Here is a 22779-nt window from a genome sequence, read left to right on the forward strand (position 1 = left end):
TTAGTTGCTGATGAACCGGGCGCTGACGTAGGGGGCGTAGTCCGGCAGCACGGCTTCGACCTTGCCTTGTTCCTTGAGGAATACCGCAGTGTCGGTGATGGCCTTGGTGGTCGGCGCGCCGAGGCTTGCGACCTGGTCGGCGGCCAGCGGGTAGACGTTGCCTTGCAGCAGCAGGGGGATGTCGCCGGCCTTGGCTCCGGAGAGCTTCACCAGCTTGTCGACGTTGCCCTGGTTGGCCAGCCAGGCCTGCGGGTCCTTGCGGTAGTCGGCGTAGGCATCCAGGGTCACCTTGGCGAAAGCGCTGACGATTTCCGGGTGCTTCTGGGCGAAATCCTTGCGCACGATCCAGGCGTCGAAGGTCGGCGCGCCGGATTTGGCCAGCTCGCCCGAGGTGATCAGCACCTTGCCGTTTTCCTTGGCCACGCCCAGGGCAGGGTCCCAGACGTAGGTGGCGTCGATGTCGCCGCGCTTCCAGGCGGCGATGATCGCCGGCGGCGCCAGGTTGAGTACCTGGACCTTGGCCGGGTCGATGTTCCAGTGCTTGAGGGCCGCCAGCAGGCTGTAGTGGCCGGTGGAGACGAAGGGCACGGCAATCTTCTTGCCCACCAGGTCCTGGGGGGTGTTGATCCCGGAGCCGTCGCGGGCCACCAGGGCCTCGGCGGCGCCGATCTGGGTGGCGATCAGGAAGGTTTCCACCGGCACCTTGCGGGTGACGGCTGCGGTCAGGGGGCTGGAGCCCAGGTAGCCGATCTGCACGTCACCGGAGGCGATGGCGGCAATGATGTCGGCGCCGTTGTCGAACTTGCGCCAGTCGATGCTGGCCTTGGTGGCTTTTTCGTAGCTGCCGTCGGCCTGGGCGACCTTGGCCGGATCGACGGTGGTCTGGTAGGCGACGGTGAAATCGGCCGCCTGGGCAAGGAAGCTCGCTGCGGCCAGGGAGGCGGCCGCCAGGAGGCGAAGGGGGAAATGCAGTTTCACGATGAAGCTCCTCATAGGCGGCCGTTGATCGGCGTGGGAGGAGCCTAAATGATCTAAGAATTATAAAATAAATAACGTTTTAGAATTAGCTTAGAAAGAGAGAACGAGTTGAAGAGGGGAAGCGCGTCGCGCTTCATCGCTGGCAAGTCGGATCGTCGCCCGCTCGCTCCTACAGGACGGTGCCGTGTAGGAGCGAAGCTTGCTCGCGATGCATGCAGCGCGGTGTATCTATCAGTTGCTGATGGCCAGGATGCTGGCCTGGTAGGCACCGACGAAGACGTCGAAATCCCCCACTTCGTTCTGTTCCAGTTCGGCCTGCTGTTCCAGGGACTTGCGCGCCGCGTCTTCGAACGCCGCCTGCTCTTCCTTGGCCAGGGCCTGGCTACGGAAATGCTCGGCGTGGGCCAGGCTCTGGCGCAGGGAGAACTGGCTGAAGCTCTCCTTGTGCTCGGTCATGGCCGCCAGGACCTGGGCCGATGGCGTCAGGGACGAATCCTTGACCTTGGCCAGCTGGGCGTCCAGCGCCTTGCTGTGCTCATCGCTACCGTGGCTCTGGTCCAGCAGGGCGGCCAGCGGGGCGATGTTCTCCAGCAGCTCGGCGGCCCATTCCTTCATGTCCACCGCTTGCCCGCGACGCTGCAACTGCAGGCCCGGACGCCGGCCTTCCTTGACCACGCTGAGGAAGTTCGAGGTGGCGTTGCCGCACTCGGTGTTCTCCAGCAGCGGGCTGTCGTTGAGGGCGCAGTACAGCAGGAAGGCGTCGAGGAAGCGGGCTTCCTGCACGTCGATGCCCAGGGGCAGGAACGGGTTGATGTCCAGGCAGCGCACTTCCACGTACTGCACGCCCCGGGCCATCAGGGCCTGGATCGGCCGTTCGCCGGTGTAGGTCACGCGCTTGGGACGGATGTTGGAGTAGTACTCGTTCTCGATCTGCAGGATGTTGGTGTTCAGCTGGACCCACTCGCCATCCTTGTGGGTGCCGACCTCCACGTAGGGTGCATAGGGCGTGGCCACCGCCTTGCGCAGGCTGTCGGTGTAGCTGTTCAGATCGTTGTAGCAAGGGGTCAGGCCGGCCTGGGCCTTGCTCTGGTAGCCCAGGTCGCTCATGCGCAGGCTGGTGGCGTAGGGCAGGTACAGGGTCTCGGCGTCGAACTGCTCCAGCTGGTGCGAGCGGCCCCGCAGGAAACCCGCATCCAGGGCCGGCGAAGCGCCGAACAGGTACATCAGCAGCCAGCTGTAGCGGCGGAAGTTGCGGATCAGGGCGATATAGGCGGCGGACTGGTAGTCACGGTCGGTGCCGACGAAGCCCTCGGCCTCCCTGAGCAGCGGCCACAACGGCTCGGGCAGGGAGAAGTTGTAGTGGATGCCGGCGATGCACTGCATGGTCTTGCCGTAGCGCAGGGCCAGGCCCTTGCGATAGACGTACTTGAGCTGGCCGATATTGGAGGTGCCGTAGTAGGCGATCGGGATGTCTTCCTCGGCCGGCAGTGGGCACGGCATCGATGGACTCCACAGGTACTCGTTGCCGAGTTTGCTGTAGGCGAAGCGATGGATCTTGTCGAGGCTGGCCAGGGTGTCCGCCGGGTCCTTGAGGGCCGGGGTGATGAACTCCAGCAGCGACTCGGAATAGTCGGTGGTGATCTGTTCGTTGGTCAGCGCGGAACCCAGTTCTTCCGGATGCGGGGTCTGGGCCAGGCGGCCTTCGCCGGTAACCCGCAGGCATTCACGTTCGATGCCGTGCAGGCACTGCTCGAGCAGGGAGAGGTTAGCGCGCTCGCCGAGCAAGGCCAGGCGGCGGTTGAGAAGTTCGCTCAAGTTGGATTCCTTCACGCGTCAGTCGCCCCAATATGGGGGTGGGCAGGACGGTCTACAAGGGTGGAGTTAAAACTGGCGTTTTCGCCTGGTTCCTGAGTCAAGCCGACTCACCTGAAAACGCCAGTGCTCCGTCCCTGAATCTGGCTCTAGCGTGGGCAGGAAAACCCCGACGCCGCTTTCGCAGCGCCGAAATTAACCCAATTCGATGACGGGCAGCTATAGGACCGCGAAGGTGCCTTGCGCTTTTGCGACCAGTTTTTCGCCCTGGATCACGTCTGCCTCGACCACCAGGGTACGGCGGCCGGGGTGGATCACCCTGGCCCGGCACAACACCTCACCTTCGGCGACCGCGCGGATGTAGTTGATCTTGCACTCGATGGTGGCGCTCTGCTGGTCGAAGCCATGGGTACTGGAACAGGCCAGGCCCATGGCGATGTCCACCAGGCTGAAGATCGCCCCGCCGTGGAGCTTTTGCCCGCGATTGCGCAATTGCGGGGTCAGCTCCAGGGCCACGTCCGCCTCGCCGACCTCCAGGCGCTGCAGGCGGCAGCCGAGCAGTTGGCTGAAGGCGCTTTCGGTCAGGCCGGCTGGAATCTCCATCAGCGCTTCTTCAACTGCTTGGCGTTGGCGAACAGCGAGGCCATGGCGTTGTTGGCCGGTGCCGCGGTGGCGGTTTCCTTGCGCGGGGCATTGCCCTGGGAAGAGCGCGGGCTCGCCCCCGGACGGCTGCCGCGGGCGCCATCGATCTTCTCGCCGGGGGTGTCGCTCATGCGCATCGACAGGCCCACGCGCTTGCGCGGGATATCCACTTCCATGACCTTGACCTTGACTACGTCGCCGGCCTTCACCGCTTCACGCGGGTCCTTGATGAACTTCTCCGACAGCGCCGAGATGTGCACCAGGCCGTCCTGGTGCACGCCGATATCGACGAAGGCACCGAAGTTGGTGACGTTGGTCACCACGCCTTCGAGGATCATCCCCAGTTGCAGGTCCTTGAGGTCTTCGACGCCTTCCTGGAACTCGGCGGTCTTGAACTCGGGGCGCGGGTCGCGGCCGGGTTTGTCCAGTTCCTGGAGGATGTCGGTGACGGTGGGCAGGCCGAAGGTCTCGTCGGTGAACTTCGATGGCTCCAGGCGCTTGAGGAAGCCGCTGTCGCCGATCAGCGAGCGGATGTCACGGCCGGTGTCGGCGGCGATGCGCTGCACCAGCGGATAGGCTTCCGGGTGCACCGCCGAGGCGTCCAGCGGGTTGTCGCCGTTCATTACACGCAGGAAGCCGGCGGCCTGTTCGAAGGTCTTTTCACCCAGGCGGGCGACTTTCTTCAGGGCGGCGCGAGTCTTGAAGGCACCGTGTTCGTCGCGGTGGCTGACGATGTTCTGCGCCAGGGTCGCGTTGAGGCCGGAGATCCGCGCCAGCAGGGCCACGGAGGCGGTATTGACGTCGACGCCCACGGCGTTCACGCAGTCTTCCACTACCGCGTCCAGGCCTCGGGCCAGTTTCAGCTGCGAGACGTCGTGCTGGTACTGGCCGACACCGATGGACTTCGGATCGATCTTCACCAGCTCCGCCAGCGGATCTTGCAGGCGGCGAGCGATGGAGACCGCGCCACGGATCGACACGTCCAGGTCCGGGAATTCCTTGGCCGCCAGTTCCGAGGCCGAGTACACCGAGGCGCCGGCTTCGGAGACCATGACCTTGGTCATGCGCATGGCCGGGTACTTCTTGATCAGGTCGGCGGCCAGCTTGTCGGTCTCGCGGCTGGCGGTGCCGTTGCCGATGGCGATCAGGTCCACCGAGTGCTTGGCGCACAGGGCGGCCAGGGTGGCGATGGTCTGGTCCCACTTGTTGTGCGGTACGTGGGGGTAGACGGTGGCGTGGTCCAGCAGCTTGCCGGTGGCGTCCACTACCGCCACCTTGCAGCCGGTCCGCAGGCCCGGGTCCAGGCCCAGGGTGGCGCGCGGGCCGGCCGGGGCGGCCAGCAGCAGGTCGTGCAGGTTGTGGGCGAAGACGTTGATCGCCTCGGTCTCGGCGCCGTCGCGCAGCTCGCCCAAGAGGTCGGTCTCCAAGTGGGTGTAGAGCTTGACCTTCCAGGTCCAGCGCACCACTTCGCCGAGCCACTTGTCGGCCGGACGGTTCTGGTTCTGGATGCCCACATGCTGGCCGATCATGCCTTCGCAGGGGTGCATGGTGCCTGGTAGCTCGTCGCCGACCTTCAGCGCGGAGCTGAGGATGCCTTCGTTGCGCCCGCGGAAGATCGCCAGGGCGCGGTGCGACGGCATGCTCTTGAGCGGTTCGTCGTGTTCGAAGTAGTCGCGAAACTTCGCGCCTTCCTCTTCCTTGCCAGCCACCACGCGGGCGCTGAGGGTGGCTTCCTGCTTGAGGAAGTTGCGCAGCTTGTCCAGCAGGCCGGCGTCTTCGGCGAAGCGCTCCATGAGGATGTACTTGGCGCCTTCCAGGGCGGCCTTGATGTCGGCCACGCCTTTTTCCCCATCGACGAAGCGTGCGGCTTCGGCTTCCGGAGCCAGGCTCGGGTCGTTGGACAGGCCATCGGCCAGCTCGCCGAGGCCGGCTTCCAGGGCGATCTGGCCCTTGGTGCGGCGCTTCTGCTTGTACGGCAGGTAGAGGTCTTCGAGGCGGGTCTTGGTGTCGGCCAGCTTGATTTCGCGAGCCAGTTCCGGGGTCAGCTTGCCCTGTTCCTCGATGCTGGCCAGGATGCTGGCGCGGCGCTCGTCGAGTTCGCGCAGGTAGCGCAGGCGCTCTTCCAGATGACGCAGTTGGGTGTCATCGAGGCTGCCGGTGACTTCTTTGCGGTAACGGGCGATGAAGGGCACGGTGGAGCCTTCATCCAATAGGGCGACGGCCGCTTCGACCTGTTGTGGGCGTACGCCGAGTTCCTCGGCAATGCGGCTGTTGATGCTGTCCATAAAACCACCTGGCAAATGTGTGAAAGCAGGCTCGCGGGTACGACGAAAAAGCCCGGCGAGTCTGGTTGAGCGGCCTGGTACGCGCCGCCACCTGGATCAAAAGGCTGGCTGTTGACCCGTGAAATAGTGGAAATGCTGCCGGTCGTGGCAAAAAAACAAAGCGACAGCTGGGTACTGATCAAGGGTTGCCCGACACAAAAGGCGGCGCATTATACCCAGCTGTGAAGCGATCGCCGACCTCAGGCCGACAGCGGGTTTGCTGGCTATGGAGGAAAAATCTGCTAACAATGCACACGGTGCGCATAGCGGCAGCTACGCCATAATGCGCACCGAGATTAGAGGAGCATCCAATGAGCAGCACTGCACAAACTGCTGAAGGCGAAAAAATTCTTATTGTTGACGATGACCCGGGGCTGAGCAGCCTGCTGGAGCGTTTCTTCGTCAGCAAGGGCTACCGTGCCCGCGCGGTCCCGAACACCGAGCAGATGGACCGCCTGCTGGGTCGCGAGGTATTTAACCTGGTCGTCCTCGACCTGATGCTGCCCGGCGAAGACGGCCTGACCGCCTGCCGCCGCCTGCGTGGCGCGAACAACCAGATCCCGATCATCATGCTCACCGCCAAGGGTGACGAATTGAGCCGTATCAAGGGCCTGGAGCTGGGCGCTGACGACTACCTGGCCAAGCCGTTCAACCCCGACGAGCTGATGGCCCGGGTCAAGGCCGTGCTGCGTCGCCAGTCGGCACCTGTCCCTGGTGCCCCGGGCAGCGAAGACGAAAGCGTGACCTTCGGTGACTACGAGCTGTCCCTGGCCACCCGCGAGCTCAAGCGCGGCGACGAGGTGCACATGCTCACCACCGGTGAGTTCGCGGTACTCAAGGCGCTGGTGATGAACGCGCGCCAGCCGCTGACCCGCGACAAGCTGATGAACCTGGCCCGGGGCCGCGAATGGGACGCCCTGGAGCGCTCCATCGATGTGCAGATCTCCCGCCTGCGCCGGATGATCGAACCCGATCCTTCCAAGCCACGTTATATCCAGACCGTCTGGGGCGTGGGTTATGTGTTCGTGCCGGATGGCACAGCGACCAAGTGATCGGTGATTTGTAGGAGCGAGCGCCCGGGCCCTGACCCGGGCGTTCGCATTCCGCAACGCTGCGAGCGCGACTCGCTCCTGCAAAGTGTGTATTGGCTGTCATGAAAACCCCCTTGTGGTTCCCCCAGAGTTTCTTCTCCCGCACCCTGTGGCTGGTGCTGATCGTGGTGCTGTTCTCCAAGGCATTGACCCTGGTTTATCTGCTGATGAACGAGGACGTGCTGGTGGACCGGCAGTACAGCCATGGCGTGGCCCTCACCCTGCGCGCCTACTGGGCCGCCGATGAATCCAACCGCGACCAGATCGCCGAGGCCGCCGGCCTGATCAAGGTGGTGGGCAGCGGCGTGCCTGCCGGCGAGCAGCACTGGCCCTACAGCGAGATCTACCAGCGGCAGATGCAGGCCGAGTTGGGGGCCGACACCGAGGTGCGGCTACGCATGCATGCGCCGCCGGCGCTTTGGGTCCGGGCGCCGAGCCTGGGCGATGGCTGGCTCAAGGTACCGCTGTATCCACACCCGTTGCGCGGGCAGAAGATCTGGAGCGTGCTGGGCTGGTTCCTGGCCATCGGCTTGCTGTCCACCGCGTCGGCGTGGATCTTCGTCAGCCAGCTCAACCAGCCGCTCAAGCGCCTGGTCTACGCCGCCCGGCAACTGGGCCAGGGGCGTAGCGTGCGCCTGCCCATCAGCGATACTCCGAGCGAGATGACCGAGGTGTACCGCGCCTTCAACCAGATGGCCGAAGATGTGGAACAGGCCGGGCGCGAGCGCGAGCTGATGCTGGCCGGGGTATCCCACGACTTGCGTACGCCGCTGACCCGATTGCGCCTGTCACTGGAACTGATGGGCGATCACACCGAGCTGACCGACGACATGGTGCGCGACATCGAAGACATGGACGCCATCCTCGATCAGTTCCTGGCCTTCATCCGCGATGGTCGCGACGAGTCGGTGGAGGAGGTGGACCTCAACGACCTGGTGCGGGAAGTGGCGGCGCCCTACAACCAGAGTCAGGAGCGGGTGCACCTGCGCCTGGAGCCGATCCAGGCGTTCCCCTTGCGCCGGGTCTCGATGAAGCGCCTGCTCAACAACCTGATTGGCAACGCCCTGAACCATGCGGGGACGGACGTGGAAGTCGCCGCCCACCTGTCGGGCGACGTCAACGCGCCCTATGTGGTGCTGAGCGTGATGGACCGTGGCGCGGGGATCGACCCTTCGGAGCTGGAAGCGATCTTCAACCCCTTCACCCGGGGCGATCGCGCCCGGGGCGGCAAGGGCACTGGCCTGGGGCTGGCCATCGTCAAGCGGATCGCCGCCATGCATGGCGGTAATGTCGAGCTGCGCAACCGCCCTGACGGCGGGCTGGAGGCGCGGGTGCGCCTGCCGTTGGGCCTGCTGTTGCCACGTGATGCGGATTAGCGGCAGAAGCCAGCTTCAAGCTGCAAGCTCTTATCTTGCCGCTTGAAGCTCACCGCTTGTAGCTGCCTTTAGCCTTTGCCCTTGGTGCGGGTCATGTTCGGCCCGCCATTCTTCTCGATGTGCTCGATGATGATCCCCGCCACGTTTTTGCCGGTGGTGGTCTCGATGCCTTCCAGGCCCGGGGAGGAGTTGACCTCCATCACCAGCGGCCCGTGATTGGAGCGCAGGATGTCCACCCCGGCCACGCTCAGGCCCATGACCTTGGCCGCCCGCAGCGCGGTCATGCGTTCTTCCGGGGTGATCTTGATCAGGCTGGCGCTGCCGCCACGGTGCAGGTTGGAGCGGAACTCCCCGGGCTTGGCCTGGCGCTTCATGGCCGCGATCACCTTGTCGCCCACCACGAAGCAGCGGATGTCGGCACCGCCGGCTTCCTTGATGTACTCCTGGACCATGATGTTCTGCTTCAGGCCCATGAATGCCTCGATCACCGACTCCGCCGCGGTGGCGGTTTCGCAGAGCACCACGCCGATGCCCTGGGTGCCTTCCAGCACCTTGATCACCAGCGGAGCGCCGTTGACCATCTCGATCAGGTCGGGGATGTCGTCCGGGGAGTGGGCAAAACCGGTCACTGGCAAGCCGATGCCACGCCGCGACAGCAGTTGCAGCGAGCGCAGCTTGTCCCGGGAGCGGGCGATGGCCACCGATTCGTTGAGAGGGAATACCCCCATCATTTCGAACTGGCGCAACACCGCGCAGCCATAGAAAGTCACCGAGGCACCGATCCGCGGGATCACCGCATCGAAGCCTTCCAGGGGCTTGCCGCGATAGTGGATCTGCGGCTTGTGGCTGGCGATGTTCATGTAGGCGCGCAGGGTGTCGATCACTACCATTTCATGGCCACGCTCAGTGCCGGCCTCGACCAGGCGGCGAGTGGAATACAGACGCGGATTACGCGACAGCACGGCGATCTTCATGCAACACCTGTGGCAGAGGTAGTGGATACCGGGAACACCGGTTTGTCTTGTACGTACTTGAGGCCGGGATTGACCACCAGCTGGCCATCGATCAGGGCCTTGGAGCCCAGCAGCAACCGATAGCGCATGGCCTTGCGGCAGGCGAGGGTGAACTCCACCCGCCACACGTGATCGCCCAGGGCCAGGGTGGTGCTGATCACATAGCGGACCTGGGCCTGGCCGTTGGAGCTCTTGATGGTCTTCATCGCCACCAGCGGCGCTTCGCAACGCCGGTGACGCAATTGCACCACGCTGCCCAGGTGCGCGTTGAAACGCACCCACTGCTGGCCATCGCGCTCGAACGGCTCGATCTCGGTGGCATGCAGGCTGGAGGTGCTGGCGCCGGTGTCGATCTTGGCGCGCAAGCCGGCCACTCCCAGGTCGGGAAGCGCCACCCACTCGCGTAGACCGACAACGGTCAAATGATCAAAGGTCTTCAATAAAGGAACATCCGTAATTGGTCTTTCCGGACCAGGGTTCTGATACGGGCCGGGCGTCGGGGCGAGCCTGCGCCAGGTGGACTCCACGCTTGCCGGGAGGGGCACGCCGAGCGCGGCTGACGTGCCTTCTCGGCGACGACTCTAACTGCCGACTCCGCATAGATTGTGACAATCTCCCGGACGTTCGCCCGGCCTGTCCCGGGTCTTGGTCCGAGACCGCGGTATTCACGCAGAATCGGCGGCAAATGGCGATAGTTATCTCCATGACGATCCCTCGGGCAACCTGAGGTATTTTAGGTGAGCGGTCAGGTTTTCGAGAGCTCGTCTGCGAGCCGTACCGTTGCGATATTTTTCATCGAGAGGAATCACCGTGGCGCAAAAGCAGCAACAGGAAGAAGAGGACAAGGTCCGCCTGGACAAGTGGCTTTGGGCAGCACGCTTCTACAAGACCCGGGCCCTGGCCAAGGCGGCCATTGAAAGCGGCAAGGTGCACCACCGGGGCGAGCGTTGCAAACCGGGCAAGGAGCCGCGGGTTGGCGACGAGTATGAGCTGCGTACCGGTTTCGACGAGCGCACGGTCGTGGTCCAGGCGTTGTCCATCGTGCGTCGTGGCGCACCCGAGGCACAGGCGCTTTATGTCGAGACCCCGGCCAGCATCGCCAAGCGCGAGACCGCCGCAGCCCAGCGCAAGGCAGGCGCCCTGGGCGTGAGCACCGAGGGCAAGCCCACCAAGAAACAGCGTCGGGATCTATTCAAGTTCCATGGCAGCAGCCATGAGTGATGGAGGGCGAGGGAGCCTGCCCAGGCTGCCCTCGCCACAGCGGCTGGCTTAGCGCAGCAGGCTGCTGGCGCGAACCACGCTCATGTTCGACAGCACCGGCATCCGGCTCATCAGGTTGAACAGCGGATGGGTCAGGCGCAGCAGGAAGTTCGACATCCGTGCCGCGTAGGGGGTGTAGTAGCCCCAGCCGAGGGCCAGTACGGCCAGCAGCACACCGCCGATGTAGTCATCCTGGCCCCAGTGGGCTCCGGCGACCAGGCGCGGCAGCATGAACAGCAGGGTCAGGCCCCAGACCAGCAGGAACTGGCCGACGCTGCGGCTGAACACTCCCATGAACAGGCCCCAGATCAGCAACACCGAGGCATGGTCGCCAGGGAAACTCTGGCTGGAGCGGTCCTTGAGTTCCCAGGTCTTTTCCCAGCCCGGGAAGTAGTCGCTCATGTGCACGGCACCTTCGAGCACCATGGACGGGCTGTTGTGCTGCCAGTTCATCACGGCCACCAGCTTGGAAAACAGCGCGCGAATCACCACCATCAGGATCAGGATCGACAGGAAACCGAAGAAGGCGCGGCGTACGTCCACCGCCTTGAAGACCCAGTCACCGCGGATCAGCAGGCCGAGCATGATCAGGCCCACCACCACGTCGAACGGCCGCAGGCTGGCCACTGCCCAGATATGCAGCCAGGTAGAGTTGTTGGCGAGGGGAGCGTTGAGCAGGTGAAACAGCCACTCGTCGAACATCGTGCAAAGCATCTGCCCGGTGGGCCACAACCAGAAACCCAGCAGGGCCAAAGGGAGTACATTGCACAGAACCAGCTTGCCGAGGTTCCACCTTGCTTGGAACAAACCCGGATTGTTCATAAAATATCTCCAATCACCGCAAAAACTGCACCCTCATGGTGCAAAGCTGCAATTTTCGGTGCTTGTAACCTTTTTGTCACCTTTCAGATGCCCAGACCTATGACTGATTTGCCGGATACCGACTTCACCCAACGCTTCATCTTCGATGAGAGCGACGCCCGTGGCGAACTGGTGACGCTGGAGCGCAGCTACGCCGAAGTCCTTGCCAAGCACGCCTATCCCGAGCCGGTGGCACAACTGCTGGGCGAGCTGATGGCGGCGGCGTCGTTGCTGGTCGGCACCTTGAAGTTCGACGGCCTGCTGATTCTCCAGGCTCGCTCCGAAGGCCCGGTTCCCCTGCTGATGATCGAGTGCTCCAGCGAGCGCGAGATCCGTGGCCTGGCCCGCTACGACGCGGCGCAGATCGCTGCGGATGCGACCCTGGCCGACATGATGCCCAATGGCGTCCTGGCCTTGACCGTGGACCCGACCCAGGGCCAGCGCTACCAGGGGATCGTCGACCTGGACGGCGCCACCCTGGCCGAATGCTTCACCAACTATTTCGTCATGTCGCAGCAGACCGGCACTCGTTTCTGGCTCTACGCCGACGGCCGCAATGCCCGTGGCCTGCTGCTGCAGCAACTGCCGGCCGACCGCCTGCGCGATCCCGAGGAGCGCGATGCCAATTGGCAGCACCTCACCGCCCTGGCCAGCACCCTGACTGCCGATGAGCTACTTAGCCTGGACAACGAAACCGTGCTCCATCGCCTGTACCACGAGGAGGCCGTGCGCCTGTTCGACGTGCAGCCGCTGCGCTTTCGCTGCAGCTGCTCGCGCGAGCGCTCGGGCAATGCCCTGGTCAGCCTGGGGCTGGAGGATGCGCAGCAACTGGTGGCCGAACATGGCGGCAGCGTCGAGATCGACTGTCAGTTCTGCAACCAGCGCTATCTGTTCGACGCAGCCGACATCACGCAATTGTTCGCCGGTGCGGGCGTCGAGTCACCGTCAGATACTCGTCACTAAAACGTTTCAGCGAAGGTAAATCACCTAGCGAACGCCGGAATTACGCCATGCTGACGGGAGGACCCTACTATTTTCGGGCTTTTCTGGCATAATCCGGCGCACTTTTTTCGCGGTAGTAGTGCGCGAGTTTCTACTACAAAACGTTTGAGCAATCGGCCATTGGCCGACGACGGGGAACCTCATGACGCAAGCCAAGAACACCGTGTACACCGACCTGAGCGTCGATGAGCTGGTAAAAGAAGCGCTGTCCCGCGGTGAAGGCGAGTTGGCCGATACTGGCGCGCTGACGGTCAAGACCGGCCACCGCACTGGCCGTTCGCCGGCGGACCGTTTCATCGTCGAAGAGCCTTCCACCCAGGATGCGATCGCCTGGGGCTCGATCAACCGCAAGTTCCCGGCCGACAAGTTCGATGCCCTGTGGGCTCGCGTCGAGGCGTTCAACAACGCCCAGGAACACTTCGTTTCCCACGTCCACGTAGGGGCTGCCGCCGAGCACTACCTGGCCGTCAAGATGACCACCCAGACCGCCTGGCAGAACCTGTTCGGCCGTTGCCTGTTCATCACCCCGGAGCAGTACAACCCGGCTGGTCGCGAAGAGTGGCAGATCCTCAACGTCGCCAACTTCGAGTGCGTGCCCGAGCGTGACGGCACCAACTCCGACGGCTGCGTCATCCTCAACTTCGCCCAGAAGAAAGTGCTGATCGCCGGCATGCGCTACGCCGGTGAAATGAAGAAGGCCATGTTCTCGGTGCAGAACTTCCTGCTGCCGGCTGTCGACGTACTGCCGATGCACTGCGCCGCCAACATCGGCGAAGAAGGCGACGTGACCCTGTTCTTCGGCCTGTCGGGTACCGGCAAGACCACCCTGTCGGCCGACGAAAGCCGCTACCTGATCGGTGACGACGAGCACGGCTGGGGCGAGGGCGTGGTGTTCAACATGGAAGGTGGCTGCTACGCCAAGTGCATCGACCTGTCCGAGAAGAACGAGCCGGTCATCTGGAAAGCCATCAAGCACGGCGTCGTGCTGGAGAACGTGGTCCTGGACGATGCCAAGCGCGCCGACTACGCCGATGCCAGCCTGACCCAGAACACCCGCGCCGCCTACCCGCTGGAACACGTCGAGAAGCGTTCCGAGCACAACCTGGGTGGCGAGCCCAACGCGGTGATCTTCCTGACCTGCGACCTGACTGGCGTCCTGCCGCCGGTGTCGATCCTGAACAACGAGCAGGCGGCCTACCACTTCCTGTCCGGCTACACCGCGCTGGTCGGTTCCACCGAAATGGGTTCGGGCGGCGGCATCAAGTCGACCTTCTCCACCTGCTTCGGCGCACCGTTCTTCCCGCGTCCGGCGGGCGAATACGCTGAGCTGCTGATCAAGCGCATCAACGGCTTCGGCTCCAAGGTCTACCTGGTCAACACCGGCTGGACCGGCGGTGGCTACGGCGTCGGCAAGCGCTTCAACATCCCGACCACCCGTGGCGTGATCGCAGCGATCCAGAGCGGTGCCCTGGTCGGTGCCGAGACCGAACACCTGGATATCATCAACCTGGACGTGCCTAAAGCCGTTCCGGGTGTCGATACCGAGCTGCTCAACCCACGCAACACCTGGACTGACAAGGCTGCCTACGACGAAGCCGCCAAGGCCCTGGCTGGCCTGTTCATCGAGAACTTCAAGAAGTTCGAAGTGAGCGACGCCATCAAGGCTGCCGGTCCGAAGCTGTAAGCCTCGACCTGCCATGAAAAAGCCGCCGTTCGGGGCGGCTTTTTTGTGCGCGGCGTATCGGCAGGGCGGTGTTCCGGGTGCGGACGTTTACCTGGCTTTAACCCCTGGCTCAGCCCTTCAAGTGCAGCGCCAGCGCGCCCAGCAGCACCAGCGCCACTCCTGTCACTTGCACCTTGGACAGGCGTTCCTTGAAGAACAGGTAGCTGAGCACCGCGGCGATGCCGCCGGACAAGGTACTGATCACCGTCACCACCGACACCGAGCCGTGCATGGCGCCCCAGGAAAAGGCGAAGAACGCTCCGAGGTTCATCAGGCTGGAGCTGGCCAGGGTGCCGCAGCTCTTCAGGGGGGGCAGCTTCAAGCCGTCCGGGACCTTGAGCATCATCAGCAGCGATACGCTCGATCCCACCACGTAACCCAGCCACAGCATGCTGACCGGGCCCAGTTGCGGCAGGGTATAGCGCCCCTGCAACCAGAAACTGGTGCCGTACAGGCAGGCCGACAGCAGGGCATAGACGATCGAGCGACTGGCATCGGTGTTCTGCGGCAGCTTGGGGCCCGAATGAATGCTGGAGAGAATCACCCCCACCACGCAGACCAGGATGCACAGCAACTGGACCAGGCTGATGTGCTCGCCGCTGGCCCATGACAGCAGGGTGGTGACCACGCCGTAGGAGGTCACCAGCGGGGCGATGATGGCGGCCTTGCCCAGGGCGAAGGCCTTGCCCAGGGCCAGGGCGCCAGAGAGGGTGAAGCAGGCGGCGAGCATGCCCATCAGCCAGACATCCAGCGGCGCGGCCAGGGCCTTGAACAGGAAGGCGGGGAAGAGTGCCAGCAAAAGGCTCATGAGGATCACGCCCAGTGTCTGGCTGAAGAACACGGCGCGCTTGGCGCCCACGGCCCGGACATTCAGGCCCACGAGAAAGTCGGTGCCGCCCCAAAGCACGGCGGCGAGCAGCCCCATCAGTACATCCACGGTTTCTTCCTTGTCTTATTGTTGTAGGTCCTAGAGGCTTTCCAGCGCCCGGGTGTCCCAGCGGCGCAGCCTGATCGCCTGGTACAGCATGCCGATGGTCAATGGCAGCTTGTCGCCCCGGCCCTTGGCCCGGCGCTTGAGGTGTGGATCGAAACCTTCGGGCTGGAAGTAGCGATAGCTGTCGAAGTCGGCGAGGTCGAGCTCGAACTGTTCTTCCAGGGCCAGCAACAGATGCCGGGCATCGGCACCATCGCAACCCAGGTCAAGGTTGATCGCGGTCTTCAGATGCAAGGCCTTGCGCTCGGGCAGGCCGATCTCCTCATGCAGCAACTGCATCAGCTGGCGCATGTTCGCGTCGTCGGGAAAACCGGGGGCCAGATGCATGGTCGCGATTCGCTACGGCTCTTGGAAGGAATGGAGTGTAAGGCGATCCGATGGTGGTTTTTCAAGCCCCTCGCAGCAGATCCGCACCAGTCCCTGCGAACTTTCGACTGCATCCCATTGCGCAGTATTTTCCAGCCCTGGGTCGAGCATTGGCGGGCGAAAATGTGTATGGTGCGCCGCTGGTTGATAGGCCGCGTTCGAGCTGCGGCCAGATTCGTTTACAGGGATTTTGCTATGGCTTGTATGCGCCTGTTGGCGGTGTTGTGGCTAGGGATGGTGATAAGCGTGGTGCACGCCCAGCCGTTGTCGATCCAGGTGCTGGACGCCGTGGCCAAGGGCTCGCCTGTGGCCGAGGCCCAGGTGCAGTTGCAGCGGGGTACGAACCTGGTCGCGGGGGCTACCGATGCCCAGGGGCGAGCGGTGCTGGACGTCCCTGGCGATGCCGGCGGGCTGCTGATCCGCCAGCCCGGTTACGCCGACCTGCGAACCCAATGCCCCTGCCAGGGCCTGGTCTACGCCCTGAGTCCGGTAATGGACAAACCCTCCAGCCTGCGGGTGGTGCTGACCTGGGATGCCCCGGGCGAAGACCTGGATGCCCGGCTGATCTATTCCCGCAAGGCCTTGTCGTTCGTTGCCAGCCAAGGGCCCGGGGCGCGCCTGGAAAGAACCAGCGACGACCATCAGGGCGCGGAGACCATCACCATCGATGAGCTCTTGCCCGGCGAGGCCTACTTGTATGCCGTGCATGACTTCACCCATGGCAACCATCCCGAGTCCCTGCACCTGGGCCGCAGCCGGGCCCAGGTCTTCGTCTACCGTGGCGCCAGCCTCATTCGTAGCTATCGGGTACCGGAGCAGCGCCAGGGCAACCTCTGGGCCGTGTTCCGCCTGAATGCCGATGGCCAGATGGAAGATATCGACCGGGTGGCGCAGACCAGCAGCGAACCGAACGGCACCTACAGCGACCTGAATTCGTTGCTCGAGCAGATGCGCACCAGCGACCAGCAAGTGCCTGCGGACATGGGCCCAGCCGAAGCCAAGGCGCTCAACCGCAAGGGCGAAGAGGCCTACCGCAAGGGCGACTTCGGCGGGGCGGGTATCTATTACCGCGAAGCTATCGAAATGGCGCCGGGTTTTGCCCAGGCCTACAGCAACCTGGCTTTGAGCCAGCGCAAGAACAGCCGGCCCGACGAGGCCATACGCGCCGACCGTCAGGCCATCGCGCTGGCCAGCGGTCCGGCGGCGGCGACGATCCGGGCCAGTGCCTATTACGACATGGGTCGAGTCTTCGAGGGGGCCGGGCAGTTGGCCATGGCCTTGGAGAATTACCGCAAGGCCCGCGAGCAGAAGGCCAGCCCGGTGTACGACCAGGCCATAGAGCGGCTGCAAAAACCCTGAGCCCCAGGCTGGACGTTGTTTTTGCGCGGCGCGCTGGCAGGAGCGTCCCGTGCATCCATGGAGATTGATATGCGCAATGCTGTTTTCCCCTGGCTGTTGGCGTTGTGCCTGTGCAGCGTCTCGGTCCAGGCGGCAGGCCCTCTGGTGTTCGCCACCATCGACCGCAGTGGCTGGCCGGCGCCCCTGACCAGTTCGGTGGACTTCGACACCGCCTCCCGGGCGGAAATCCTGATGTTCGGCAAGGCTTTGCTGGCCAGTGAGAGCCTGGATGAGGGAGCCCTGAAGCAACGTCTCGGGGTACGGCAGCTGGACCTCAAGTCCATCGACCGGGTGCGCCAGCGCTTCTGGGAGTTGCTGCTGGTCAACTATCGTCTGGCCAGCCACGACTGTGACAGCGCACCGTTCTGCCAGCCCGTGCGCAATCTCGCCGAGTTGCGCCAGCTGGTGGCCGGCTTCACCGGCGAGAGCAAGGACACCTACGATGCCTGGGCCCAGGCCAGTTCGCGCTTCCACCAGCAGTACCTGCATGAGCAACTGCGCCTGGCGGCCCTGTTTCCCACGGTCAGCAGCGAGATCCAGCGAATGGATCCGGCGGAAAGACTGGGCGACGAACTGGCTGACCGACAATTCCTGCTGACCTTCGACGATGGTCCCAGCCCGCGCGGTGGTCATAGCGACGAGCTGGCGGCGGTGCTGCAGGCCCATGACCTGCATGGGTTGTTCTTCGTCCTGGGGGCGCCGTTCCAGGCGCGTTTGCAGCGGACCTCGACCGAGCAGTTGCGCGAGCTCTACAACGGTCAATGCGTGGGCCTGCATGGCTGGGAACACAAGTCCCATGCCTCCTGGAGCCGGTGGCAGGATTCCCTGGTCGACAGCGCCAGCCTGGTCGGCCATTCCCTGGAAGGGGAATACCTGCCGTTGTTTCGCCCGCCCTATGGGCAACGTCGCGCCGACGCTGGTGTTTTCCTCAAGGGCCACGGCCTGCAACTGATGCTGTGGAACATCGATTCCCAGGACTGGAGCAAGAAGGTCAGTGCCCAGGCCGCCGCCCAGCGGGTACAGACGCTGATGCTGTTGTGGCGGCGCGGCATCGTGCTGTTCCACGACGTCCATCCCAAGGCGGCCCAGGCCGTACCGCTGCTGGTCGAGGGCAACCAGCACAATGGCGTGCAATGGCTGGACTGTCGCAGCCTGCGCTAGCCACTGCTTGCCAATGAACCGGCCACCGCCCTGGTGTGCCGGTATCATCCGGTAGCGCTTTGCTCCACGACCTTTCCTCGATCCGCCGACCCACCGCGCTAGTCTTCAACGACGGTCAGCGGTCAAAGGAGTGACTCCCATGTACAGCACCCTCGAACAGGTCTTTGGTTATCCAGGCTTTCGCCCAGGACAGGAGGCCACCATCAGCGCGGTGCTGGCCGGGCGCTCGGCGGCGGCGATCTTTCCCACCGGTTCCGGCAAGTCCCTGTGCTACCAGCTGCCGGCCCTGCTGCTGCCGCACCTGACCCTGGTGGTGTCGCCGCTGCTGGCCTTGATGCAGGACCAGCTGGCCTTTCTCCAGCGCCATGGCATCGCCGCGGCGAGCATCGATTCGGCCCAGGGTCGCGATGAGGCCAACCAGGTGATGGCCCGCGCCCGCTCCGGGGAACTGAAGATCCTGATGATCTCGGTGGAACGCCTGAAGAACGAACGCTTTCGCAACTTCCTGCAGCAGGTGCCCATCTCCTTGCTGGTGGTGGATGAGGCCCACTGCATTTCCGAGTGGGGGCACAACTTCCGGCCCGACTACCTGAAGCTGCCGGACTACCAGCGCCAGTTCAATATCCCCCAGGCTTTGCTGTTGACCGCCACGGCCACTCCCCAGGTGATCGCCGACATGCAGGCGCGCTTCGCCATCGCCGCCACCGATGTGGTGACCACCGGTTTCTATCGATCCAACCTCAACCTGCTGGTGGAGCCGGTCGCCGGGATCGACAAACGCCGGCGCCTGGTGCAGTGGTTGGGCGAGCGGAATGGGCAGCCGAGCATCGTCTACGTGACCTTGCAGAAGACCGCCGAGCAGGTCGCCGAGTACCTGGGCCAGCAGGGCATTGCCGCCCAGGCCTACCACGCCGGTTTGCCCCATGAGCAGCGTGAGGCGATCCAGCGCCGCTTCATGCAGGGACACAGCCAGTGCATCGTCGCCACCATCGCCTTCGGCATGGGCATCGACAAGAGCGATATCCGCAACGTCGTGCATTTCGACCTGCCCAAGTCCATCGAGAACTACAGCCAGGAAATCGGCCGCGCCGGGCGCGATGGGCAACCCTCGGACTGCCTGGTGCTGGCCAACCGCGACAGTCTCAACGTGCTGGAGAACTTCGTTTATGGCGATACCCCGGAGCTGAGCGGGATCCGTTGCGTGCTCGATGAGTTGCTGGCCGCAGCGCCCACCGGGCAGTGGGAACTGTTGCTGGGCCCCTTGGCGGACCAGAGCAACATTCGCCAGTTGCCGCTCAAGACCTTGCTGGTGCAACTGGAACTGCGCGGTCTGATCGCTCCGCGCTATGCCTACTTCGCCGAATACCGCTTCAAGTTGCTGCTGGAGCCGGCTGATCTGCTGGGGCGTTTCGAAGGTGAACGGCGGGACTTCGTCGAGGCCATCCTGCACACCTCCAGCCGCGCCCGGACCTGGGCCACGGTGGATTTCGACGCACTCTACGACCACTGCCAGGCACCGCGCCAACGGGTGGTCAAGGCCCTGGACTACTTCCAGGAAAAAGGCTGGGTGGAGTTGGAAAGCAAGCAGATGACCGAAGTCTACAGCCTGCTGCAGGGCGACTTCGATGCGCCGGCGCTAAGTGCCGAGCTGCACGCCTACTTCACCCGCCATGAGGCTGGCGAGATCGCGCGGATCCACGCCATGCTCGACCTGTTCGCCAGCGAGCAGTGCCTGGGGCATCGGTTGGCGGAGTATTTCGGTGACCGGCAGGCACCTCGGCAGTGTGGGCATTGTTCGGTGTGCCGGGGCCAGGTGGCGCGCTTGCCCGAGCCACCCGAGCTGCCTGCGCTTGTGGATAAGAACTTCGCCGGCTTGTGTGGCGACTTTATCCACAGGCACCAGCAGCACACCGGGGTTCTTCCCGGGGCGGAGCGCCTGACGCGTTTTCTCTGTGGCATCAGCGTGCCGTTGTTCACCAAGCTCAAGGTCCGTGGTATCCCGGGATTCGCCGCGTTGGAGGACTACCCCTACGCCGAGGTACGGCAATGGTGCGAGAGCCATTTGCCGGCCTGAAGCCGGGTGCCTTGTTCCTTATGGCGATCCATCTGCTGAATGTTGGGCATCACAGGAATAAATTTCAAAAATGATGCTCGCCTGACTATGGTGGTGCCTGAGCCAGGATCACCTACAGGAAGGAGAGCCGCCATGAGCCAGACAGCATTCGATATTCAGCGCGCCGCGGTGATTGGCGCCGGCACCATGGGCCGTGGCATCGCCATGTGCCTGGCCAATGCCGGCCTGCCGGTACTGTGGCTGGACAAGGATCCGCAGATGCTCCAGCAGGCGCTGGCGGCGGTGGCCCAGACCTATGCCCACAATGTGCGCCAGGGCCGTATCGAGCAGGCCGAAGCCGACGCGCGGCTGGCACGGATCGGCATTGCCGAAGGTTATCCACAGCTAGCCGAGGTGGATCTGGTGATCGAGGCGGTGTACGAGAACCTCGAGCTCAAGCAGCAGATCTTTCGCCAGCTGGACGCCGCCCTCAAGCCATCGACGATCCTGGCCAGCAACACTTCGGCGCTGGATATCGATGCCATTGCCGCTGTCACCCAACGGGCGCCCCAGGTGCTGGGAATGCACTTCTTCAGCCCGGCGCACATCATGAAGCTGCTGGAGGTGGTACGCGCGGCCAGGACGGCGCCGACGGTGTTGGATGCGGCTCTGGCCCTGGGCCAGCGCATGGGCAAGGTCAGCGTGGTGGCTGGCAACTGTTTCGGGTTCATCGGCAACCGCATGCTCAACACCTATGTCCTCGAGGCCCGCAAGATGCTCCTGGAAGGGGCCTTTCCCTATCAGGTGGACGGCGCCTTGCAGGGATTCGGTTTTGCCATGGGGCCGTTTCGCATGTACGACGTGGTGGGCATCGACCTGGGTTGGCGTGCCCGGCAACTGGCCGGTGCCGGGCAGGACGCGCCGCAGGTCCAGGTCGACAATCGCCTGTGCGAACTGGGCCGTTTCGGTCAGAAAAGCGGCGATGGTTATTACCACTACGAGCCCGGTAGCCGCCAGGCCGAACACGACCCGCAAGTGGATGCGCTGGTGCTGCAGGTCAGTGAGGGCCTGGGTTACCAGCGGCGGGACATCGGCCCCGAGGAGATCCTCGAGCGCTGCCTGCTGGCGCTGGTCAACGAGGGGGCGAAGATCCTCCAGGAAGGCATTGCCGGCTCGGCCCATGACATCGACCTGGTCTATCTCAACGGTTATGGCTTTCCCAAGGAGCGGGGCGGGCCGATGAGCTGGGCCGATAACCAGGGCCTGGAGCAGGTCCGGCGCCAGTTGCTGCGCCTGGAAGCCGAGCATGGTGCCCATTGGCGGCCGGCGCAGTTGATCGAGGATCTGGCTGGTGCAGGAAAAGGGTTTGCCCAGGCTTAGTCGCCTGGGGTGAAATGCCCGGCGACCAATCGCTCAACCCATGGGAGACCGTCCTGATGTCCGAGCCTGTGCCACAACGCAGCGACTACCGCCATTTCCAGCCGATCACCACCCGCTGGCACGACAATGATGTCTACGGCCACGTGAACAACGTCACCTACTACAGCTTCTTCGACACGGCGGTGAACACCTACCTGATCGAGCAGGGTGGCCTGGATATCCATGATGGTGAGGTGGTGGGGTTCGTGGTCAGCTCGGCTTGCGATTACTTCGCGTCCGTCGCCTATCCCGAACGTATCGAGGTCGGCCTGCGGGTCGGCAAGCTGGGCAACAGCTCGGTGCAATACGAGCTGGCGGTATTCAAGCTGGGGGAGGGGGAGCCGTGCGCGGCGGGGCGTTTCGTCCATGTGTTCGTGGATCGGGCGTCGAACCTTCCGGTGCCGATTCCGGCGGTCCTGCGCGCAGCCCTGGAACAGCTGCTGGTGGCCTGAGTCTCGAAACCTGATTGCACTGCAGGACCCGTAGCCGCTGCCGCAGGCTGGGATCGGCGCCGCAGCAGAGGCCTGGCCTTCCTCGGGGTCAGCACTGCAGCCCCTGGTCTGGCGAGGCCCTTGGCCTCGCGCCCAGTGAGCGGTAGCGGCTACGAGGTACCGGGTCGATCAGTCGTGATGACGATGCTTGCGGTGGCCATAGGCATGGCCACGGCCACGGTGGCCGTCGCGGTAGTAGCGGCGGTCGCGATCGCGGCGGTATTCGCGATCTTCCCGGGCGCTTTCGTTACCCATGTAGTTACCCAGTGCGCCGCCGGCACCACCGCCGGCCGCCGCACCGATCAGGCTGCCGGTGTTGCCGCCCATGCTGCGACCTACGACGTTGCCGCCAGCCGCACCCAAGGCGCCACCGATGGCTGCCTGGCCACGGCTGCGCTTGTCGGCGCCGACCGCGCTGCCGCCCGCACCGCCGATGGCCGCGCCAATGGCCGAACCGGTATTGCCGCCCAGCTGCTGGCCGACCACCGAGCCTAGAACCCCGCCCAATGCGCCGCCCACACCTGCTTCAGTGGTGCCACCGGCAGAGGCGACGCCGCTGACCAGGCCAAGGGACAACAAGAGAATCGAGGAGAACTTCATACATGAGCCTCAAAGGGATGACGGCGCGATCCTGAGGCTGTACCGCGAGGCTTACAAACGAAATCCGACGAATAGCACGAGTTGTACACAATCGCGTAACTTATTGTTTTTAATGGGGAACTTAAGTGATTTTCGCAGGTCTACGGTTACTTGACGAAGGCCGCTCCCTGCATGCAGGGGCGGCCTTTTTCGTGCCTGGGGCAACGCTGTTGCAA

General features: G+C 64.0%; 20 protein-coding genes. 10 read left to right on the forward strand and 10 right to left on the reverse strand.

Annotated elements, in window-relative coordinates; genetic code table 11:
- The 4 genes from tauA to GDH07_RS22680 form a co-directional block, all read right to left on the reverse strand.
- Window positions 1-978 (reverse strand): taurine ABC transporter substrate-binding protein, encoded by a 978-nt coding sequence (gene tauA, locus GDH07_RS22665; protein ID WP_022644203.1) that lies wholly within the window; start codon window positions 976-978, stop codon window positions 1-3.
- Between the two features lie 231 nt (window positions 979-1209).
- Complete coding sequence (gshA, locus tag GDH07_RS22670) at window positions 1210-2793, reverse strand: glutamate--cysteine ligase (RefSeq protein ID WP_022644204.1); 1584 nt, start codon at window positions 2791-2793, stop codon at window positions 1210-1212.
- A 216-nt stretch (window positions 2794-3009) separates the two neighbouring features.
- Window positions 3010-3393, reverse strand: coding sequence for a PaaI family thioesterase (locus GDH07_RS22675; RefSeq protein ID WP_022644205.1), 384 nt, complete (start codon window positions 3391-3393; stop codon window positions 3010-3012).
- Window positions 3393-5717 carry a Tex family protein gene (locus GDH07_RS22680; protein ID WP_152898996.1) on the reverse strand — a complete coding sequence of 775 codons (2325 nt, stop codon included), beginning with the start codon at window positions 5715-5717 and terminating at the stop codon, window positions 3393-3395. Before GDH07_RS22680 ends, GDH07_RS22675 begins: the two co-directional genes overlap by 1 nt.
- Before the next feature lie 350 nt (window positions 5718-6067).
- Between GDH07_RS22680 and ompR the strand changes: the two genes are divergently transcribed.
- Together ompR and GDH07_RS22690 are read left to right on the forward strand one after the other, a co-directional pair.
- The gene (gene ompR / locus GDH07_RS22685) at window positions 6068-6808 is read left to right on the forward strand and encodes an osmolarity response regulator transcription factor OmpR (protein WP_022644207.1); all 741 of its coding nucleotides are present in this window, start codon (window positions 6068-6070) and stop codon (window positions 6806-6808) included.
- Window positions 6809-6909: 101 nt separating this feature from the next.
- Window positions 6910-8223, forward strand: coding sequence for an ATP-binding protein (locus GDH07_RS22690; protein ID WP_031321644.1), 1314 nt, complete (start codon window positions 6910-6912; stop codon window positions 8221-8223).
- A 68-nt stretch (window positions 8224-8291) separates the two neighbouring features.
- On the opposite strand, the gene rimK is transcribed toward GDH07_RS22690, so the two are convergent.
- Both rimK and rimB read right to left on the reverse strand, forming a co-directional pair.
- Window positions 8292-9197 carry a 30S ribosomal protein S6--L-glutamate ligase gene (gene rimK, locus GDH07_RS22695; RefSeq protein WP_022644209.1) on the reverse strand — a complete coding sequence of 302 codons (906 nt, stop codon included), beginning with the start codon at window positions 9195-9197 and terminating at the stop codon, window positions 8292-8294.
- On the reverse strand, window positions 9194-9676 hold the full coding sequence (gene rimB, locus GDH07_RS22700; RefSeq protein WP_022644210.1) for a retropepsin-like aspartic endopeptidase RimB: 483 nt from the start codon (window positions 9674-9676) through the stop codon (window positions 9194-9196). Before rimB ends, rimK begins: the two co-directional genes overlap by 4 nt.
- Before the next feature lie 370 nt (window positions 9677-10046).
- On the opposite strand from rimB, the gene GDH07_RS22705 reads away from it, so the two are divergent.
- Window positions 10047-10457, forward strand: coding sequence for an RNA-binding S4 domain-containing protein (locus tag GDH07_RS22705; protein ID WP_053132677.1), 411 nt, complete (start codon window positions 10047-10049; stop codon window positions 10455-10457).
- A gap of 48 nt (window positions 10458-10505) precedes the next feature.
- On the opposite strand, the gene GDH07_RS22710 is transcribed toward GDH07_RS22705, so the two are convergent.
- The gene (locus GDH07_RS22710; RefSeq protein ID WP_152898998.1) at window positions 10506-11318 is read right to left on the reverse strand and encodes a phosphatase PAP2 family protein; all 813 of its coding nucleotides are present in this window, start codon (window positions 11316-11318) and stop codon (window positions 10506-10508) included.
- Window positions 11319-11417: 99 nt separating this feature from the next.
- Between GDH07_RS22710 and hslO the strand changes: the two genes are divergently transcribed.
- Together hslO and GDH07_RS22720 are read left to right on the forward strand one after the other, a co-directional pair.
- Window positions 11418-12320, forward strand: coding sequence for an Hsp33 family molecular chaperone HslO (hslO, locus tag GDH07_RS22715; protein WP_022644213.1), 903 nt, complete (start codon window positions 11418-11420; stop codon window positions 12318-12320).
- A gap of 181 nt (window positions 12321-12501) precedes the next feature.
- The gene (locus GDH07_RS22720) at window positions 12502-14043 is read left to right on the forward strand and encodes a phosphoenolpyruvate carboxykinase (protein WP_152898999.1); all 1542 of its coding nucleotides are present in this window, start codon (window positions 12502-12504) and stop codon (window positions 14041-14043) included.
- 109 nt (window positions 14044-14152) lie between these two features.
- Here the strand turns inward: GDH07_RS22720 and GDH07_RS22725 are convergent, their stop codons facing one another.
- Both GDH07_RS22725 and GDH07_RS22730 read right to left on the reverse strand, forming a co-directional pair.
- On the reverse strand, window positions 14153-15007 hold the full coding sequence (locus GDH07_RS22725; RefSeq protein ID WP_152899190.1) for a DMT family transporter: 855 nt from the start codon (window positions 15005-15007) through the stop codon (window positions 14153-14155).
- A 42-nt stretch (window positions 15008-15049) separates the two neighbouring features.
- Window positions 15050-15403 carry a DUF1493 family protein gene (locus tag GDH07_RS22730; protein WP_085598136.1) on the reverse strand — a complete coding sequence of 118 codons (354 nt, stop codon included), beginning with the start codon at window positions 15401-15403 and terminating at the stop codon, window positions 15050-15052.
- A 234-nt stretch (window positions 15404-15637) separates the two neighbouring features.
- On the opposite strand from GDH07_RS22730, the gene GDH07_RS22735 reads away from it, so the two are divergent.
- The 5 genes from GDH07_RS22735 to GDH07_RS22755 all read left to right on the forward strand — a co-directional run bounded on the left by GDH07_RS22735 (window position 15638) and on the right by GDH07_RS22755 (window position 21925).
- Window positions 15638-16801 carry a tetratricopeptide repeat protein gene (locus GDH07_RS22735; protein ID WP_152899000.1) on the forward strand — a complete coding sequence of 388 codons (1164 nt, stop codon included), beginning with the start codon at window positions 15638-15640 and terminating at the stop codon, window positions 16799-16801.
- 69 nt (window positions 16802-16870) lie between these two features.
- Window positions 16871-18001 (forward strand): polysaccharide deacetylase family protein, encoded by a 1131-nt coding sequence (locus GDH07_RS22740; protein WP_053132664.1) that lies wholly within the window; start codon window positions 16871-16873, stop codon window positions 17999-18001.
- Window positions 18002-18140: 139 nt separating this feature from the next.
- Window positions 18141-20075: a RecQ family ATP-dependent DNA helicase gene (locus GDH07_RS22745; RefSeq protein WP_152899001.1), complete on the forward strand. Its 1935-nt coding sequence runs from the start codon at window positions 18141-18143 to the stop codon at window positions 20073-20075.
- A gap of 132 nt (window positions 20076-20207) precedes the next feature.
- Entirely contained in the window at window positions 20208-21434 is a 1227-nt protein-coding gene (locus tag GDH07_RS22750) for a 3-hydroxyacyl-CoA dehydrogenase (RefSeq protein WP_152899002.1), read from the forward strand.
- Window positions 21435-21490: 56 nt separating this feature from the next.
- The gene (locus GDH07_RS22755; protein ID WP_031321646.1) at window positions 21491-21925 is read left to right on the forward strand and encodes an acyl-CoA thioesterase; all 435 of its coding nucleotides are present in this window, start codon (window positions 21491-21493) and stop codon (window positions 21923-21925) included.
- Between the two features lie 168 nt (window positions 21926-22093).
- On the opposite strand, the gene GDH07_RS22760 is transcribed toward GDH07_RS22755, so the two are convergent.
- The gene (locus GDH07_RS22760) at window positions 22094-22564 is read right to left on the reverse strand and encodes a YMGG-like glycine zipper-containing protein (RefSeq protein ID WP_022644221.1); all 471 of its coding nucleotides are present in this window, start codon (window positions 22562-22564) and stop codon (window positions 22094-22096) included.
- Between the last annotated feature and the right edge of the window lie 215 nt (window positions 22565-22779).

The sequence above is a fragment of the Pseudomonas piscis genome (genome assembly GCF_009380155.1).
GTDB classification, from domain to species: domain Bacteria; phylum Pseudomonadota; class Gammaproteobacteria; order Pseudomonadales; family Pseudomonadaceae; genus Aquipseudomonas; species Aquipseudomonas piscis.